The sequence below is a fragment of the Serratia sp. CY52157 genome (assembly GCF_052168495.1).
Lineage (GTDB): Bacteria > Pseudomonadota > Gammaproteobacteria > Enterobacterales > Enterobacteriaceae > Serratia > Serratia ureilytica.
On sequence record NZ_JBJNMO010000003.1, the window covers coordinates 199,444 to 215,485 of the forward strand.

The 16,042-nt window shown below is 60.6% G+C and carries 12 protein-coding genes; 5 read left to right on the forward strand and 7 right to left on the reverse strand.

Translation table 11 applies throughout. The features are described 5' to 3' along the window. Positions 1 to 180: 180 nt before the first annotated feature. Positions 181 to 1,749, reverse strand: coding sequence for an ABC transporter substrate-binding protein (locus ACJ8IP_RS14825; protein WP_442524438.1), 1,569 nt, complete (start codon positions 1,747 to 1,749; stop codon positions 181 to 183). A gap of 196 nt (positions 1,750 to 1,945) precedes the next feature. After that, positions 1,946 to 2,965 (reverse strand): ornithine carbamoyltransferase, encoded by a 1,020-nt coding sequence (gene argF / locus ACJ8IP_RS14830; protein WP_442524439.1) that lies wholly within the window; start codon positions 2,963 to 2,965, stop codon positions 1,946 to 1,948. 162 nt (positions 2,966 to 3,127) lie between these two features. Between argF and rraB the strand changes: the two genes are divergently transcribed. Then, positions 3,128 to 3,553, forward strand: a complete 426-nt coding sequence (rraB, locus tag ACJ8IP_RS14835) for a ribonuclease E inhibitor RraB (protein WP_025305115.1) — start codon at positions 3,128 to 3,130, stop codon at positions 3,551 to 3,553. Positions 3,554 to 3,732: 179 nt separating this feature from the next. Beyond that, on the forward strand, positions 3,733 to 4,497 hold the full coding sequence (gene miaE / locus ACJ8IP_RS14840; RefSeq protein ID WP_164106831.1) for a tRNA isopentenyl-2-thiomethyl-A-37 hydroxylase MiaE: 765 nt from the start codon (positions 3,733 to 3,735) through the stop codon (positions 4,495 to 4,497). A gap of 15 nt (positions 4,498 to 4,512) precedes the next feature. Here miaE and ACJ8IP_RS14845 read toward each other — a convergent pair whose 3' ends face one another. The 5 genes from ACJ8IP_RS14845 to pepA form a co-directional block, all read right to left on the reverse strand. Then, positions 4,513 to 6,120, reverse strand: coding sequence for a GMC family oxidoreductase (locus ACJ8IP_RS14845; protein ID WP_442524440.1), 1,608 nt, complete (start codon positions 6,118 to 6,120; stop codon positions 4,513 to 4,515). Between the two features lie 224 nt (positions 6,121 to 6,344). Then, the gene (locus tag ACJ8IP_RS14850) at positions 6,345 to 6,848 is read right to left on the reverse strand and encodes a GNAT family N-acetyltransferase (protein ID WP_016929277.1); all 504 of its coding nucleotides are present in this window, start codon (positions 6,846 to 6,848) and stop codon (positions 6,345 to 6,347) included. A 199-nt stretch (positions 6,849 to 7,047) separates the two neighbouring features. Continuing rightward, on the reverse strand, positions 7,048 to 9,924 hold the full coding sequence (locus ACJ8IP_RS14855; RefSeq protein WP_442524441.1) for a valine--tRNA ligase: 2,877 nt from the start codon (positions 9,922 to 9,924) through the stop codon (positions 7,048 to 7,050). A gap of 12 nt (positions 9,925 to 9,936) precedes the next feature. Next, on the reverse strand, positions 9,937 to 10,386 hold the full coding sequence (locus ACJ8IP_RS14860; RefSeq protein WP_004933353.1) for a DNA polymerase III subunit chi: 450 nt from the start codon (positions 10,384 to 10,386) through the stop codon (positions 9,937 to 9,939). A gap of 83 nt (positions 10,387 to 10,469) precedes the next feature. Continuing rightward, entirely contained in the window at positions 10,470 to 11,981 is a 1,512-nt protein-coding gene (gene pepA, locus ACJ8IP_RS14865) for a leucyl aminopeptidase (protein WP_004933352.1), read from the reverse strand. A gap of 282 nt (positions 11,982 to 12,263) precedes the next feature. Between pepA and lptF the strand changes: the two genes are divergently transcribed. The 3 genes from lptF (at position 12,264) to ACJ8IP_RS14880 (ending at position 15,299) form a co-directional block, all read left to right on the forward strand. Continuing rightward, complete coding sequence (lptF, locus tag ACJ8IP_RS14870; RefSeq protein ID WP_033641697.1) at positions 12,264 to 13,358, forward strand: LPS export ABC transporter permease LptF; 1,095 nt, start codon at positions 12,264 to 12,266, stop codon at positions 13,356 to 13,358. Next, positions 13,358 to 14,428: an LPS export ABC transporter permease LptG gene (lptG, locus tag ACJ8IP_RS14875; protein WP_033641698.1), complete on the forward strand. Its 1,071-nt coding sequence runs from the start codon at positions 13,358 to 13,360 to the stop codon at positions 14,426 to 14,428. The genes lptF and lptG overlap by 1 nt, the downstream gene beginning before the upstream one ends. A gap of 151 nt (positions 14,429 to 14,579) precedes the next feature. After that, positions 14,580 to 15,299, forward strand: coding sequence for a LuxR family transcriptional regulator (locus tag ACJ8IP_RS14880; RefSeq protein ID WP_108680117.1), 720 nt, complete (start codon positions 14,580 to 14,582; stop codon positions 15,297 to 15,299). Positions 15,300 to 16,042 lie beyond the last annotated feature (743 nt).

Here is a 16,042-nt window from a genome sequence, read left to right on the forward strand (position 1 = left end):
CAGCTGGCCGCCGATAGGCAGTCGGTTTTGTCGATTGCGGCTAACAAAACAAACGTCGTTTTTCATGCTTTCTCCTGGCAAATTGTGGCGCATTATACTCGCGCTTTTCGCCACTGCAAGCGTTAAAACGCCGTTTTTTGCCGCCCCGCAATCGATTGGCCGGCGATGGCCGCCTGCGGGCTATTTGCTGACGCGATCGTAGTAGACCATGTCGGCGTTCAGCCCCTGCTGGTAGCTTTTGACGTTGTCGCGCAGCACCACTTCGGTTTTGGCCTGATCGATAAACACGTACGGCGAACTGCGCTGCAGCTCCTGCTGCATGGCGGTGTACAGCGCGCGGCGCTTGGCCGGATCGGCTTCGGCCAGCGCCGCCAGTGTCTGCTTATTCAACTGCGGGATCTGCCAGCCGTTCAGCCCGGCCACCGTGCTGCTCTTGCCGTCGTTGTAGGCAAAGGCGCTGGCGTTGGAGTGGGCGTCGAAATAATCCGGGATCCACAGGCGGATTGCCGCCTGATGCTGCCTGGCGCGCACGCGGGAGTAAACCTGGCTGCCCGCGGCCGGCAGCAGCTCGACCTTCACGCCGGCAGCGGCGAAGCTACCCTGCAGCGCCTGCGCGATGGTGATGAACGGCGGTTTGTTCTCTACGTCCAGCGTAAAGGCGGCGTGGGTGATGCCCGCCTTGGCCAGAATGGCTTTCGCCTTGGCCGGATCGTAGCGGAACGGGTTGGTCTCCAGCGCGCCCGGCAGCCCGACCGGCAGGAAGCTCTGATGCACGAAGTATTGGCCCTTCAGCAGATCCTGGGTGATGCCCTGATAATCCACCAGATAGCGCGCCGCCTCCCAGAAGGCCGGGTTGTTCAGCAGCGGATTGGCGCCGTTGCCGGTGTTGAACACCAGGTAGTTTTGTTCGGCGGACGGGATCTCCAGCACCTTAACCCCCGGCTGGTTCTTCAGCGTGTCGGTCTGGTCGGCGCCCAGTTCGCGGGCGATATCGGCGTCGCCCTGCTGGACCAGCAGGCGGCGGGTGGCCGGATCCGGCACGTTCTTGATGATGATGTTTTTCAGCTGCGGCTTGCCGCCCGGCGTCGTGGGGTTGGCGTCCAGCACGATCGCCTGATGCGGCTGATAGACGCGCATCTTGAACGGGCCGCTGCCGGCGGAGTGCATTTTCAGCCAGGCGTTGCCGAAGTCGCCGTCTTTGACGTTGACCAGCGCCGCTTTGCTGTCGACGATCGAGGCGATCGGCGTCGAGAGGATATTCAGCGCCACCGCCGGGCTGACGTCCGCCGTCCAGCGCAACTGCACGGTATGGTCGTCGATCTTCTTCAACTGCGCGTCGATGTTGTCCGGCTGCCAGCCGAGCACGTTGAGGATGAACGCCGGCGACTTGTTCATTTTCACCGCGCGGCGGTAGGAGAAGATCACGTCGTCGGCGGTCAGCGGGTTGCCGGAGGCGAACGCCGCCTGCGGCCGCAGTTTTACCGTCAGCGTTTTGGCCGCCGCATCGCTCTGCCAGCTTTCTGCCAGCACCGGTGCCACCTTGGCCGGATCGTCGCGATCCGCCTGTACCAAGCGCTGGTACAGGCTGGGCACCGTCTGGATGCTGGAGAGTTCGTTGGCTTCCGCCGGATCGAGGCTGACGATGTCATCCAGCGATTGTACTACCACCAGCGTATTCGGCGGCGTGGCGGATAACGCGGCGGCGGGCAGGGCGGCGAGCAGGAACAGCGGCAAGAGTTTGGTTTTCATCGATGTGTATCCCCTGAAGGCGCCGCAAGGCGGCGCTGAGAACGGTTTGTTATCGTTGGTTTTTACGGCGCGGGCGCCGTCGGCCTGTCACGGTAGAACCTTTGCCGGCGGCGGGCAAAGGCCAATGCGCTATTTGATATTCCAGGAATATATTAGCCGCCCTGGCCGGGGGGGCCAGGGCGGAGGGAGAGGCGTGTCAGAGCGTTGCGCTCAGCGTGGCGACCAGCACCGCCTTGATGGTATGCAGCCGGTTTTCCGCCTGATCGAACACCACGCTGTGCGCCGACTCGAACACCTCGTCGGTCACTTCCATGCCGCCGTGCAGATCGTACTGCTGTGCCATCTGCTTGCCGAGAGTGGTTTGGTCGTCGTGGAACGCCGGCAGGCAGTGCAGGAACTTCACGTTCGGGTTGCCGGTCAGTTTCAGCATCGCCATGTTGACCTGATACGGCCGCAGCAGCGCGATACGCTCCCGCCAGGTCTCTTTCGGTTCGCCCATCGACACCCACACGTCGGTGTAGAGGAAATCGGCGTCTTGTACCCCTTCGGCGATGTCTTCGGTCAGGGTGAGTTTCGCGCCGGTTTGCTGCGCCAGCGCCTGGCATTCGGCCACCAGTTCCGGCTGCGGCCAACAGGCCTTCGGCGCCACCAGCCGCAGATCCATGCCCGCCAGCGCGGCGGCTTCCAGCAGCGTATTGCCCATGTTGTTGCGCGCGTCGCCGACGTACGCCAGCTTCACTTCGTTCAGCGCTTTGCCCGGCAGGTGTTCCTGCACGGTGAGCAGATCCGCCAGCAATTGGGTAGGGTGGAACTCGTCGGTCAGGCCGTTCCACACCGGCACGCCGGCGTGCTGCGCCAGGGTTTCCACCAGCGCCTGGCCGTAGCCGCGATACTGAATACCGTCGTACAGGCGGCCCAGCACCCGGGCGGTGTCTTTCATCGACTCTTTATGGCCGATCTGGCTGCCGCTCGGGCCGAGGTACGTGACCTGCGCGCCCTGATCGAATGCGGCAACTTCGAAAGAGCATCGCGTGCGGGTTGAGTCTTTTTCGAAGATGAGCGCAATGTTTTTGCCCTGCAGCCGGCGCTGTTCCTGCCCCTGCTTCTTGGCCTGCTTCAGATCGGCCGAAAGCTGCAGCAGCGCCTGCAGCTCGGCGGGGGTGAAATCCATTAACCTCAGAAAGTGACGTTGGTAGAACGCATTGCCGGTGCTCATAGTCCGATTCCCTGATTGCTCAATTGAATTAAAATTCACTTTATATGTATGAATATTCAATTTCAACCCCGACGAGGAAATCTTTCACGTTTATCGTGGAAGCAATGTCGGCGGTGTGTGAAAATAGAAGGAATGAAGGCCATTTGACTTGAGGATATAGGCATGGCAAACCGCGAATTGCTGGAAGAACAACGTGAAGAGACCCGCCTGATCATCGAAGAGCTGCTGGAAGACGGCAGCGATCCGGACGCGCTCTACACCATCGAGCACCATCTGTCCGCCGAGAAATTTGAGGTTCTGGAGCAGGCCGCCGTTGAAGCCTTCAAGCTGGGCTACGAAGTGACCGACGCCGAAGAGCTGGAAGTGGAAGACGGTTCGATGGTGATGTGCTGCGACGTGATCAGCGAAGTCGGCCTGAACGCCGAGCTGATCGACGCTCAGGTCGAGCAGTTGGTGGCGCTGGCGGAGCGCTGCGGCGTCAACTACGACGGCTGGGGCACCTACTTCGAAGATCCGAACGGTGAAGACGGTGAGGATGACGAAGACGGCGACTATATCGACGAAGACGACGACGGCAAACGCCACTAATTCCTTTCCGATTAATGCCTGTGGGCCGGCTCTCGCCGGCCCCTGATATCCCCGTCGTCTTTCAAGCTGCAGCGTTGTTGGCTGCACTCTCTCACCCCAGTCACTTACCTGAGTAAGCTCCTGGGGATGAGTGAGCTGGCCGCCTAGCTGCAACTTGAAATACATAGGGCAATGACGCCATGACATACCAATCCCTGCTAGCCCCGATTTTAAGCTTCCTACACTGTGAAACTCCCGACGCCTGGATCGACGCCGCGCGCCGTCCGGAAAACCTGCAGCTGTTGCTGACCGACCACCTGGTGTGCGAGCTGAAAGCCGCACAGACCGGCATGTGGCTGATCCGCCGCTACGTGGCGGACAAAGAGAGCGGTGACGCGCTGTTGGCGCTGCTGCGGCCCTACGAGGCGTTTCTGCATGAAGCGCAGGGCGCGCCCGACACATTGTTCCGTCAGGGCCAGTTCACCCGCAAGATCCTGCCGAAAAACGGCTCGGCCTACGGCCAGGATCTGGCGGATCGCATGGTGCTGTTGATCAAGGAAGAGCTGCATCACTTCTCGCAGGTGCTGGAGATCATGCAGGCGCGCGGGATCCCGTATAGCAAGATCACCGCCAGCCGCTATGCCAAGGGGATGATCCGCGAGATCCGCACCCACGATCCGGCGACGCTGATCGACAAACTGATCTGCGGCGCCTACATCGAAGCGCGATCCTGCGAACGCTTCGCCAAACTGGCGCCGCACCTGGACGATGAGCTGAACCGCTTTTACGTCTCGCTGCTGCGATCCGAAGCGCGTCACTATCAGGACTACTTGACGCTGGCGGAACAGATCGCCGGCGGCGACATCAGCGAACGGGTGGCGCATTTCGGCCGCCTCGAGGCTGAATTGATCCTGTCGCCGGACAGCGAGCTGCGTTTTCACAGCGGCGTGCCCGTCGCCGCCTGACGTTGAGGCGCGTCCTTACTGCGGCGCGCCCAGCAATAAATCCACCGCTTTTTCCGCCAGCATAATGGTCGGCGCATTGGTATTGCCGCTGGTGAGCTGCGGCATCACTGAGCAGTCGATCACCCGCAGCCGTTCAAAACCGTGCACCCGCAGCTGCGGATCGGTCACCGCGTCCTGCGGCGACGGCCCCATGCGGCAGCTGCCCACCGGGTGATACACCGTCTTGCAGAAGTTGCGCACGAAGGCTTCCAGCTGTGCGTCGTCGCGCGTCCATTCCGGCTGCGGCATCAGCAGATCCTTGATCAGCGGCTTCAGCGCCGCGGTTTGCAGGAAATCCAGACCGAACTTCACCGCGCGCACGCTGCCGGCCAGATCGTCCGGGTGACCGAGGTAGTTGGCGTGCAGCTTGACCGGATCGCGCGGGTTGCTGCTGCGCAGCAGCACTTCGCCGCGCGCCTTCGGCTGCAGGTAGCCGACCTTGAGCGTGAAGCCGTGAATGTTCGGCAGCGGCTCGCCGGGCACGTCGTCCCAGCTGTCCAGCATCGGCAGGAAGTGGATCTGTACGTCCGTGCGGCCATCGCCTCGGCTGTCGGTGAAGGCGGCGCCTTCCAGTACGTTGGACGAAAGCACGCCGCTGCGAAACGCCAGCCACTGCGCACCGTGGCTCAGCGCCTGCAGGCCGCGATCGGCGCCGAACAGGCTGATCGGCTCGCGGGTGCTGACGTTGATCGACATGTGCAGGTGGTCGTGGAAGTTTTTACCCACCGGCAGATCCGCCCGCACCTCGATGCCCAGCTGCTGCAGGTGGGCGCGCGGGCCGATGCCGGACAACATCAGCAGCTTCGGCGAACCGACCGCGCCGGCGCTGACGATCACTTCTTTGGTGGCGCGCGCGGTCACTTCCGCGCCGCCGTTCTGGCTGTAAACCACGCCGGTGGCGACGTTGCCCTCGAAGGTCAGCCGGTGCGCCAGGGCGTTCAGTTTCACCACCAGCCGCCGTTCGTCGCACACCGCCTTCAGATAGGTGCGGGCGGTGCTGGCGCGTTCGCCGTTGTGGGTGGTGGTTTGGTAGAAACCGACGCCGTGCTGGCTATCGCCGTTGAAGTCGTTGCGATAGGGCAGGTTCAGTTCCTGGCCGGCGCGGATAAACGCCATGCTCAGCGGGTGACGGTAGCGGTTTTCGCTGACCGGCAGCAGCCCGTCGGCGCCGTGGTAGTCGTCGGACAGGCTTTCGTTGGCCTCGGCGCGTTTGAAGTAGGGCAGCACCTCCCGGTAGCTCCAGCCGGCGCAGCCATAGCGCTCGGCCCAGTCGTCGTAATCTTGCGGCTGGCCGCGCAGGTAGATCATGCCGTTGACCGAACTGCTGCCGCCCAGCACCTTGCCCTGCGCGATTTGCATGCGGCGGTTGTTGGCGTGCGGTTCCGGTTCCGTTTCGTAGGGCCAGCTCTTTTTGGCGATGATCTTGGCCACGCCGGCCGGCATTTTGATAAACAGGTTATTGTCGTCGCCGCCGGCTTCCAGCAGCAGCACCCGCGCCTGGGTGCGGCGGATCAGCTGCGCCGCCAGCACGCAGCCGGCGGAACCGGCGCCGACGATAATGTAATCAAAGGTGTTTTCCGACATGACAGCTCTCCGTGCGCGATTGGGATACTGGCAGAGTAGCGCGGGGGAGCAAGTGGTCAATTTGCGATCGTTAATTTATTAACGAACTTCACATTAAATTTACATCGCGGTTTTTAACGTCAGTTTATCTGCTTGAAAAACGGCGTTATAGCGAGTTTTACTGATTGATTGCGATATTAATAAAAAGGCGCAGCAAGCTGCACCCTGATGGAGAGACGGGACGGTTACAGCGTTTTCAGCATGGTGACTTCGCAATCGACGTGGCCGGTGGCGCCCATCGCGTGGTCGATGTGTTCGAAACCCAGGTGTTCGTACAGCGCAACGGCCTGCGTCAGGCTGGCGGTGGTCTCGAGGTAACAACAGCGGAAGCCGTGCTGGCGGGCGAAATCCAGCGCCTGCAGCGCCAGGCGTTTCGCCAATCCCTTGCCGCGCAACACCGGCAGGAAATACATCTTCTGCAATTCGCAAATATCGTCTGCGCCGCCCTGCAGCGGCGCGATGCCGCCGCCGCCGGCGACCTGGCCGTCCACCTCGATCACCCAGTAAGCGCTGCGCGGCAGGCTGTAGAGCTGATACAGGGCGTCCAGATTGGGATCGGAGACGGTATAGCCTTTATCCGCCGTCAGGCCGTGCTCGGCGGAGACTTCGCGAATGACGTGAGCAATGGCGGCATTGTCTTCCGCCGTGATGGGGCGCACCAGCAGGCGCGCCGGGGTTGCTGTTGTCATGTTTACACTCGCCATTGAAAGAGACCACGTTCGTTTTCGTTTTTATCGCAGCACGAAACGCGCCGGGGGTTATTTCCCGGCGGCGTCCCTGCAGCAGTAATATCTTGTAATAACATCTAACCCGGCCCAGATGCAACGGCGATAAAAAAACAGCGGGGAAGACCCCGCTGTTTTTCAGGCGTTGGCGTGAGCCGGTGGATTACAGCGCGGCGATGGTCGCCTGCTGTTCCTGCAGCTTCACTTTGCCTTCTTTGCAGGCCGCCAGACGATCGCGTTCTTTGGCGACCACCGCTTCCGGCGCGCGCGCCACGAAGCCTTCGTTCGCCAGCTTGCCTTCGATCGCGGCGATTTCCGCATCCAGTTTGCCCATCTCTTTGGCCAGACGCGCGATCTCGGCGTCCTTGTCGATGAAGCCGGCCATCGGGATCAGCAACTCGGCGCCGTCCACCAGCTTGGTGACGGAGACCGGGCCTTTCTCTCCGGCCGGCAGCAGCGCGATGGATTCCAGGCGCGCCAGACGGGCGATAAAGCTTTGGTTCTCCTGCACGCGGCGCTGGGCGTCGGCGCTGCAGTTGCGCAGCAGCACGTCGAGCGTTTTGCTAGGCGCGATGTTCATCTCGGCGCGGATGTTGCGCACGGCGATGATGGTTTGCTTGATCCACTCCAGATCGTTCAGCGCCTGCTCGTCTTCCAGCGCGGCGTCGTAGGCCGGGAACGGCTGCAGCATGATGGTGTCTGCGGTCGTGCCAGTCAGCGGCTTCACGCGCTGCCAGATGGTTTCGGTGATGAACGGAATGATCGGGTGCGCCAGGCGCAGCAGCGCTTCCAGCACGGTGATCAGCGTGTGGCGGGTGCCGCGCTGTTCCGCTTCGCTGCCGTTGCTCACCACCGGCTTGGTCAGCTCCAGATACCAGTCGCAGAACTGGTTCCAGGTGAATTCGTACAGGATGTTGGCCGCCAGATCGAAGCGGTAGGTATCCAGCGCTTCGCGGTAGGCTTTCACCGTGCGGTTGAATTCGGCCAGGATCCAGCGATCCGCCAGCGACAGCACTTTCTCGCCGCCGTTAAAGCCGCAGTCGTGCGCTTCGGTGTTCATCAGCACGAAGCGGCTGGCGTTCCACAGCTTGTTACAGAAGTTGCGGTAGCCTTCCAGGCGCTTCATGTCCCAGTTGATGTCGCGGCCGGTCGAGGCCAGCGCCGCCAGGGTGAAGCGCAGGGCGTCGGTGCCGTGCGGCTCGATGCCGTTCGGGAACTGTTTCTCGGTGCGCTTGCGGATTTTCTCCGCCAGCTGCGGCTGCATCATGTTGCCGGTGCGTTTTTCCAGCAGATCTTCCAGCGAGATGCCGTCGACCATGTCCAGCGGATCGATCACGTTGCCTTTCGACTTGGACATCTTCTGGCCTTCGTCGTCGCGGATAAGGCCGGTCATGTAGACGGTCTTGAACGGCACCTGCGGCTTGCCGTTTTCATCCTTGATGAAGTGCATGGTCAGCATGATCATGCGCGCGATCCAGAAGAAGATGATGTCGAAGCCGCTGACCATCACGCTGGTCGGGTGGAAGGTTTTCAGCGCCTCGGTCTGCTCCGGCCAGCCCAGGGTGGAGAAGGTCCACAGGCCGGACGAGAACCAGGTGTCCAGCACGTCTTCGTCCTGGGTCAGCACCACGTCGGCGCCCAGGTTGTTCTCGCTGCGCACTTCTTCTTCGCTGCGGCCCACGTAGACTTTGCCGTTCACGTCGTACCAGGCCGGGATGCGGTGGCCCCACCACAGCTGACGCGAGATGCACCAGTCCTGAATGTCGCGCATCCAACTGAAGTACATGTTTTCGTACTGCTTCGGCACGAACTGGATATCGCCCTGTTCGACCGCTTCCACCGCCACTTTGGCCAGCGGCGCGGTGCGCACGTACCATTGGTCGGTCAGCATCGGCTCGATCACCACGCCGCCGCGGTCGCCGTAAGGCACCGTCAGGTCGTGCGGTTTGACCTCGTCCAGCAGGCCCAGATTATCGAAGGCGGCAACCACCGCTTTCCGCGCCGCGAAACGCTCCAGGCCGCGGAACTCGGCCGGGATTTCGCTGCAGTAGTCGGTGCAGACTTCGCCCAGGGTGTTGAACACTTCCGCTTCCTGACGGATGTCGCCGTCGAAAGTCAGAATGTTGATCATCGGCAGGCCGTGGCGTTTGCCGACTTCGTAGTCGTTGAAATCGTGCGCCGGGGTGATCTTCACGCAGCCGGTGCCTTTTTCCATATCGGCGTGTTCGTCGCCGACGATGCGGATGCGGCGGCCGACCAGCGGCAGAATGATCTCTTTGCCGATCAGGTCTTTATAGCGCGGATCTTCCGGGTTGACCGCCACGCCGGTATCGCCCAGCACGGTTTCCGGACGGGTGGTGGCGACCACCAGGTAGTCTTTGCCCTCGGCGGTTTTCGCGCCGTCGGCCAGCGGGTAGCGCAGGTGCCACATGGAGCCTTTGGATTCGCGGTTTTCCACTTCCAGATCGGAGATGGCGGTGCGCAGCTTCGGATCCCAGTTCACCAGGCGCTTGCCGCGGTAGATCAGGTCTTCTTTGTGCAGACGGACAAACACTTCGCGCACCGCGTTCGACAGGCCTTCGTCCATGGTGAAGCGCTCGCGCTCCCAGTCCACGGAGTTGCCCAGACGGCGCATCTGGCGGGTGATGGTGCCGCCGGACTCCGCCTTCCACTGCCAGATCTTGTCGATGAACGCGTCACGGCCGTAGTCGTGGCGGGTTTTGCCTTCTTCCGCGGCGATCTTGCGCTCCACCACCATCTGGGTGGCGATGCCGGCGTGGTCGGTGCCCGCCTGCCACAGGGTGTTTTTACCCTGCATGCGCTGATAGCGAATCATGGTGTCCATGATGGTCTGCTGGAACGCGTGGCCCATGTGCAGGCTGCCGGTGACGTTCGGCGGCGGGATCATGATGCAGAAGCTTTCCTGGCTGGTGTCGCCGTTCGGCTTGAAGTAACCCTGACTCTCCCAGTGATCGTACAGCTTCTGTTCGATCTGTTTTGGGTCGTATGCGGTGTCGAGCTGACTGTTTGTCTTTTCCATTCTTTATCGTATTCAGTGAGTTGGCGGCGTAGCCGTGGTCAAATGGAAGCCGACGCTGCGATAGGCCTTGTAACGGTCGCGCGCCAACTGTTTCAGAGTGTCTTCGTAAGGAACGAAGTCTACCACTTCATGGAAAGCGGTAGCAAAATCGGCAAACTGCGGCAGCAGGGCGATCAGCAGATCGCGCGGGGCATTGCCGCGCTTGCCGGGCCAGCACAGTTCCACCGGCGCGCCATAGTGCGGCCCTTCGCCGGCCAGGTTGTGCGGCACGAATTCATGCGGCTCGCGCTGCCACAGCGCTTCGTCCAGCCGCTGGGCCTGCTCCTGACTCTCGCAGGCGATCAGCACCCGCTTGCCGGCGCGGAAGCCGTTGGCGGCAACGGCGCAGGCCACGGCCTCATGGGCGCTGAGCGCGCCTGACGGTTCCGCGTTGTCGAGCAAATAAAACGTCGCCTGTTTCATTAAGGATCCACCGCTGCCGATAAAAAATGTAGGGGCACAGCATGCTGTGCCCCTTGGGATTATACCTGAATTACCGCTCAGATTTAATCGTCGCCGTTCAGGCCTGCGCGGTTCAATAGGAACTGCGACAGCAGCGCCACCGGGCGGCCGGTCGCGCCCTTGGCTTTACCGGAGCGCCAGGCGGTGCCGGCGATATCCAGGTGCGCCCAGGTGTACTTGCGGGTGAAGCGCGACAGGAAGCAGGCGGCGGTGATGGCGCCGCCAGGGCGGCCACCGATGTTCGCCATGTCGGCGAAGTTGGAGTCCAGCTGCTCGTAGTACTCGTCGGCCATCGGCAGGCGCCAGGCGCGGTCGCCGGCCTGCTCGGAAGCGCCCAGCAGCTCGTGCGCCAGCGGGTTGTGGTTCGACATCAGGCCGGTGATGTGGTGGCCCAAGGCGATCACGCAGGCGCCGGTCAGGGTGGCGATGTCGATCACCAGCTCCGGCTCGAAGCGCTCGACGTAGGTCAGGGTGTCGCACAGCACCAGGCGGCCTTCGGCGTCGGTGTTCAGCACCTCGACGGTCTGGCCGGACATGGTGGTCAGCACGTCGCCCGGACGATACGCCCGGCCGCCCGGCATGTTTTCACAGCCGGCCAGCACGCCGATCACGTTCAGCGGCAGGTTCAGCTCCGCCACCACGCGCATCACGCCGTACACGGTCGCCGCGCCGCACATGTCGTATTTCATCTCGTCCATGCCGTCGGCCGGTTTGATCGAGATGCCGCCGGAGTCGAAGGTCAGCCCTTTGCCTACCAGCACGATCGGCTTAGCGTCCGGATTTGGGTTGCCCTTATATTCCATCACCGACATCAATGATTCGTTCTGCGAACCGGCGCCGACCGCCAGATAGGCGTTCATGCCCAGCTCTTTCATCTGCTGTTCGCCGATGACGCGAGTGGTGATGTTAGTGCTGAAGGCGTCCGCCAGTTGGCGGGCCTGCGAGGCCAGGTAGCCGGCGTTACAGATGTTCGGCGGCATGTTGCCGAGATCTTTGGCCGCCTTGATGCCGGAAGCCACCGCCAGGCCGTGCTGGATGGCGCGCTCGCCGCTGGTGAGCTCACGGCGGGTCGGCACGTTGAACACCATTTTGCGCAGCGGACGACGCGGCTCCACCTTGTTGCTTTTCAGCTGATCGAAGGTGTAGAGCGTCTCTTTGGCGGTTTCCACCGCCTGACGCACTTTCCAGTAGGTGTTGCGGCCTTTCACGTGCAGTTCGGTCAGGAAGCAGACCGCTTCCATCGAGCCGGTGTCGTTGAGGGTATTGATGGTTTTCTGGATCACCTGCTTGTATTGGCGCTCATCGAGCTCGCGCTCTTTGCCGCAGCCGATCAGCAGGATGCGCTCGGAGAGAATGTTGGGCACATGGTGCAGTAGCAGCGTCTGCCCGACCTTGCCTTCCAGTTCGCCACGGCGCAGCAATGCGCTGATATAACCATCACTGATTTTGTCGAGTTGTTCTGCGATAGGGGACAGGCGGCGCGGTTCGAAAACGCCGACTACAATACAGGCACTGCGCTGTTTTTCCGGGCTACCGCTTTTTACACTGAACTCCATGCACTCTCCTGAATCTTAAAGACAAAGGCGGACGCTACGGCTAGAATAATCGACTCCGTAACGATCTCCCGCCATTTGAGTTAACGGATTATGTTAACCTGAACGGCGTAAATTGCTCTGTTTTGGCGACTATAAGCAAGTTCCTATAGGACACCCAAACGGCTTGATGTTGTAATACTATTTTAGCTGTGAAGGTTGCCATATGATGAGAATAAATGGCGGATTAGCGATGAAATTATCGATTTTCCTGCAAAAAGACAAGTTTTCACAGGCGTAATAAGCGTGATCATCATAAGATATCTGGTACGGGAAACGCTCAAGAGCCAAATCGCCATCCTGTTCATCCTGCTTCTGATCTTCTTTTGTCAGAACCTGGTCAGGGTGTTGGGCGACGCGGTGGACGGCAATATCCCGACAAACTTAGTACTCTCTCTGCTCGCTCTGGGCGTGCCGAAGATGGCGCAGCTCATCCTGCCTTTGAGCCTGTTTCTCGGCTTGCTGATGACGCTTGGGCGGTTGTATACCGAGAGCGAAATCACCGTCATGCACGCCTGCGGGCTGGGCAAACGCACCCTGATTATCGCCGCCATGATCCTGGCGCTGCTCACCTCTGCGATCGCGGCGGTGAACGTATTTTGGGCCGGCCCCTGGGCCTCGCGCTATCAGGACGTGGTGGTGAACGAAGCCAAGGCCAACCCGAGCATCGCCGGGCTGGCGGAAGGGCAGTTCAAACCCTCGCAGGACGGCAACGCGGTGCTGTTTATCGGCAACGTCAAGGGCAGCACCTTCAACGACGTGTTCCTGGCGCAGCTGCGGCCGAACGGCAACCAACGCCCGTCGGTGGTGGTGGCCGAGCACGGCAACATCGTGCAGCAGAAAGACGGCTCGCAGGTGGTGACGCTCGACAAGGGCACCCGCTTTGAAGGCACCGCGCTGCTGCGCGACTTCCGCATTACCGACTTCACCGACTACAAGGCGGTGATTGGCCACCGCACCGTGGCGGCGGACAACACCGAATCCGAACAGATGTCGATGCAGACGCTGTGGGAATCCGACGATCCGGACGCGCGCGCCGAATTCCACTGGCGCCTGACGCTGGTGGTGTCGGTGGCGCTGATGGCGCTGCTGGTGGTGCCGCTCAGCGTGGTGAACCCGCGCCAGGGCCGCGTGCTGAGCATGCTGCCGGCCATCCTGCTGTACCTGATCTTCTTCCTGCTGCAGACCTCGCTGCGCTCCAACGCCGGCAAGGGCAAGCTGGATCCGATGCTGTGGCTGTGGCTGGTTAACGGCGTTTACTTCGCGCTGGCGCTGGCGCTGAACCTGTGGGATACCGTGCCGATGCGCAAGCTGCGCGCACGCCTGAGAGGAGCGGCCTGATGTTTGGCGTATTAGACCGTTATATCGGTAAAACGATTTTCAACACCATCATCATGACGCTGTTCATGCTGGTGTCGCTGTCCGGCATCATCAAGTTCGTCGATCAGCTGCGCAAGGTCGGCCAGGGCGAATACACCGCGCTGAGCGCCGGCATGTACACCCTGCTGAGCGTGCCGAAAGACATCGAGATCTTCTTCCCGATGGCGGCGCTGCTCGGTGCGCTGCTCGGCCTGGGCCAGCTCGCGACGCGCAGCGAACTGGTGGTGATGCAGGCTTCCGGCTTCACCCGCCTGCAGATCGCCGGCTCGGTGATGAAAACCGCCATTCCGCTGGTGCTGCTGACCATGGCGATCGGCGAGTGGGTGGCGCCGCAGGGCGAGCAGATGGCGCGCAACTACCGCGCCCAGCAGATGTACGGCGGCTCGCTGCTCTCCACCAAGAGCGGGCTGTGGGCGAAGGACGGCAACGACTTCATCTACATCGAGCGCGTCTCCGGCGATAAAGAACTCTCCGGCGTCAACATCTACCACTTCAACGATCAGCGTCGCCTGGAGACGGTGCGCTATGCCGCCACCGCCAGCTTCGAGAACGGCCTGTGGCAGCTTTCGCAGGTGGACACCTCGGATCTGACCAACCCGAAACAGGTGACCGGCACCCAGACGCTGACCGGCGAATGGAAAACCAACCTGACCCCGGACAAGCTGGGCGTGGTGGCGCTGGATTCGGATTCGCTCTCCATCAGCGGGCTGCACAACTACGTGAAGTACCTGAAGCAGAGCGGCCAGGAATCCAACAAATACCAGCTCAACATGTGGCGAAAAATCTTCTCGCCGCTGTCGGTGGCGGTGATGATGCTGATGGCGCTGTCGTTCATCTTCGGCCCGCTGCGCAGCGTGCCGATGGGCATCCGCGTGGTGACCGGCATCAGCTTCGGCTTCCTGTTCTACGTGCTGGATCAGATCTTCGGCCCGCTGAGCATGGTTTACAGCATGCCGCCGGTGCTGGGGGCACTGCTGCCGAGCATGCTGTTCCTGCTGATCAGCGTGTATATGCTGCTCAAACGCAAGTAGCGGGGCGAGCGGTATGGGAAAAGGCGTGGCCGCGGGGCCGCGCCTTTTTTGTGGGTGCTGTATGCCCCCGGTGAACCACTCCCCCGACCTGTCGCTTTTCGTCGTGCTATAGTCAACCCTGCGGCATGCGGATAGAGGGAGCGGGCAGTCAATGGAAGACGAATACAATCTCAGCAATATCATCGGCAAGCGCCTGGAAGCGGCGTTGGGGGAGTTGGGCGAGCTCCTGTGGGCGTATGTGGTGTTATCCAAAAAAGACATTTCCTGTATTTTTGGCGTCACCAACTACCCGACTGAATGGGTCAACAAGTATCAAGAGCAGGGGTTGCAGTACATTGATCCGGTGGTGATTACCGCCCGCAACCGCCTGACCCCCTTCGCCTGGGACGAGCAAATCATGGCGGACGCAGGGCTGCATTTTCCCGAACTGTTCGAGCAGGCCCGCGAGTTTGGCGTGACGCACGGCTATACCTTCGTATTGCACGATTACAACAACAATCTCGTCACGCTTTCCTTTGCCTTCAGCGCAGAACAGAAAGCGGAAGTCATCCCGGCGCTCATCGAACGTAAAGGTGAAATCTCGGTATTGCTGGCCTCAATCCATGAGTCGTATTTGGCGCTGGCCCCGCCGTCAGATAAAAACGCCGCAGCGCTGGAAGGCAACGCCCGCTTTACCGACAGGGAAAACGAAATCCTCTATTGGGCCAGCGTGGGTAAAACCTACCAGGAAACGGCGATGATCCTGGGCATAAAGACCGGCACCATCAAGTACCATATGTCCAACGTCGTCAAAAAGTTGGGGGTAACGAATGCCCGACATGCCGTGCGCCTGGGGATGGAGCTGCGGCTGATTAAACCAGTGGATGGATAGGCTGCTCGCACACGGCAGCTTTCGAACCGGGAAATGATGGGCGTTAATCGGTATTGAGTGGGCAGCGCGGCGGCTCACGAGAAGGAAGCAATACAGCACCGGCCCCGATCTCTGCGCTTTGAAATAATAACCTGCATGAACTGATAAAGGTCTAGTAAGGGACTGTACTTTAGTCTAACTAGTTTCTCACCCCTTAAGGCGATACACTTTCCCGGTAATGTTTTGATAAAAAATATAAAAAAAAACCTGACCGCGTAGGTCAGGCTGCCAATATTGGCCAACACCAGGGAAAATTTTCTTACATCATCTTAAAGCTATTAACTCTGCAGAGGCAAGTGTTCTCTGCTGGTTTTTACGCCTTGAGTTGCTATTTTGTTACGTATGTACGCTATTTTCTGGTGATTTTAGATAACCCCCCCATCTAACCGAAATAGCGTCTCTCCCCTGAAAGCAGCATTCCGCTTCTTTATTTCCCCATCTGACATTCATTAATGAAAAAATAGTGTTCTCGGAATGTTGCGCAACCTCATTCTTTATTCGCTGACACATTGGCGTGCAATTATTTGCAGCATTGCCATTACGGCTGGGGATTATTTTGTTTTTGCCAGGCGCAGGGTGAGACAGTGGCGATGGGGGAGGCGGTTGCGGCCTGCGGCGTGCCGGGCTCCTGAACCTGTTTCGCTAGCAGGGCAAGCGGTTCTGGCTAGTGGGAGTGAGTGAGACGTACGGCACAGGAGCTATCA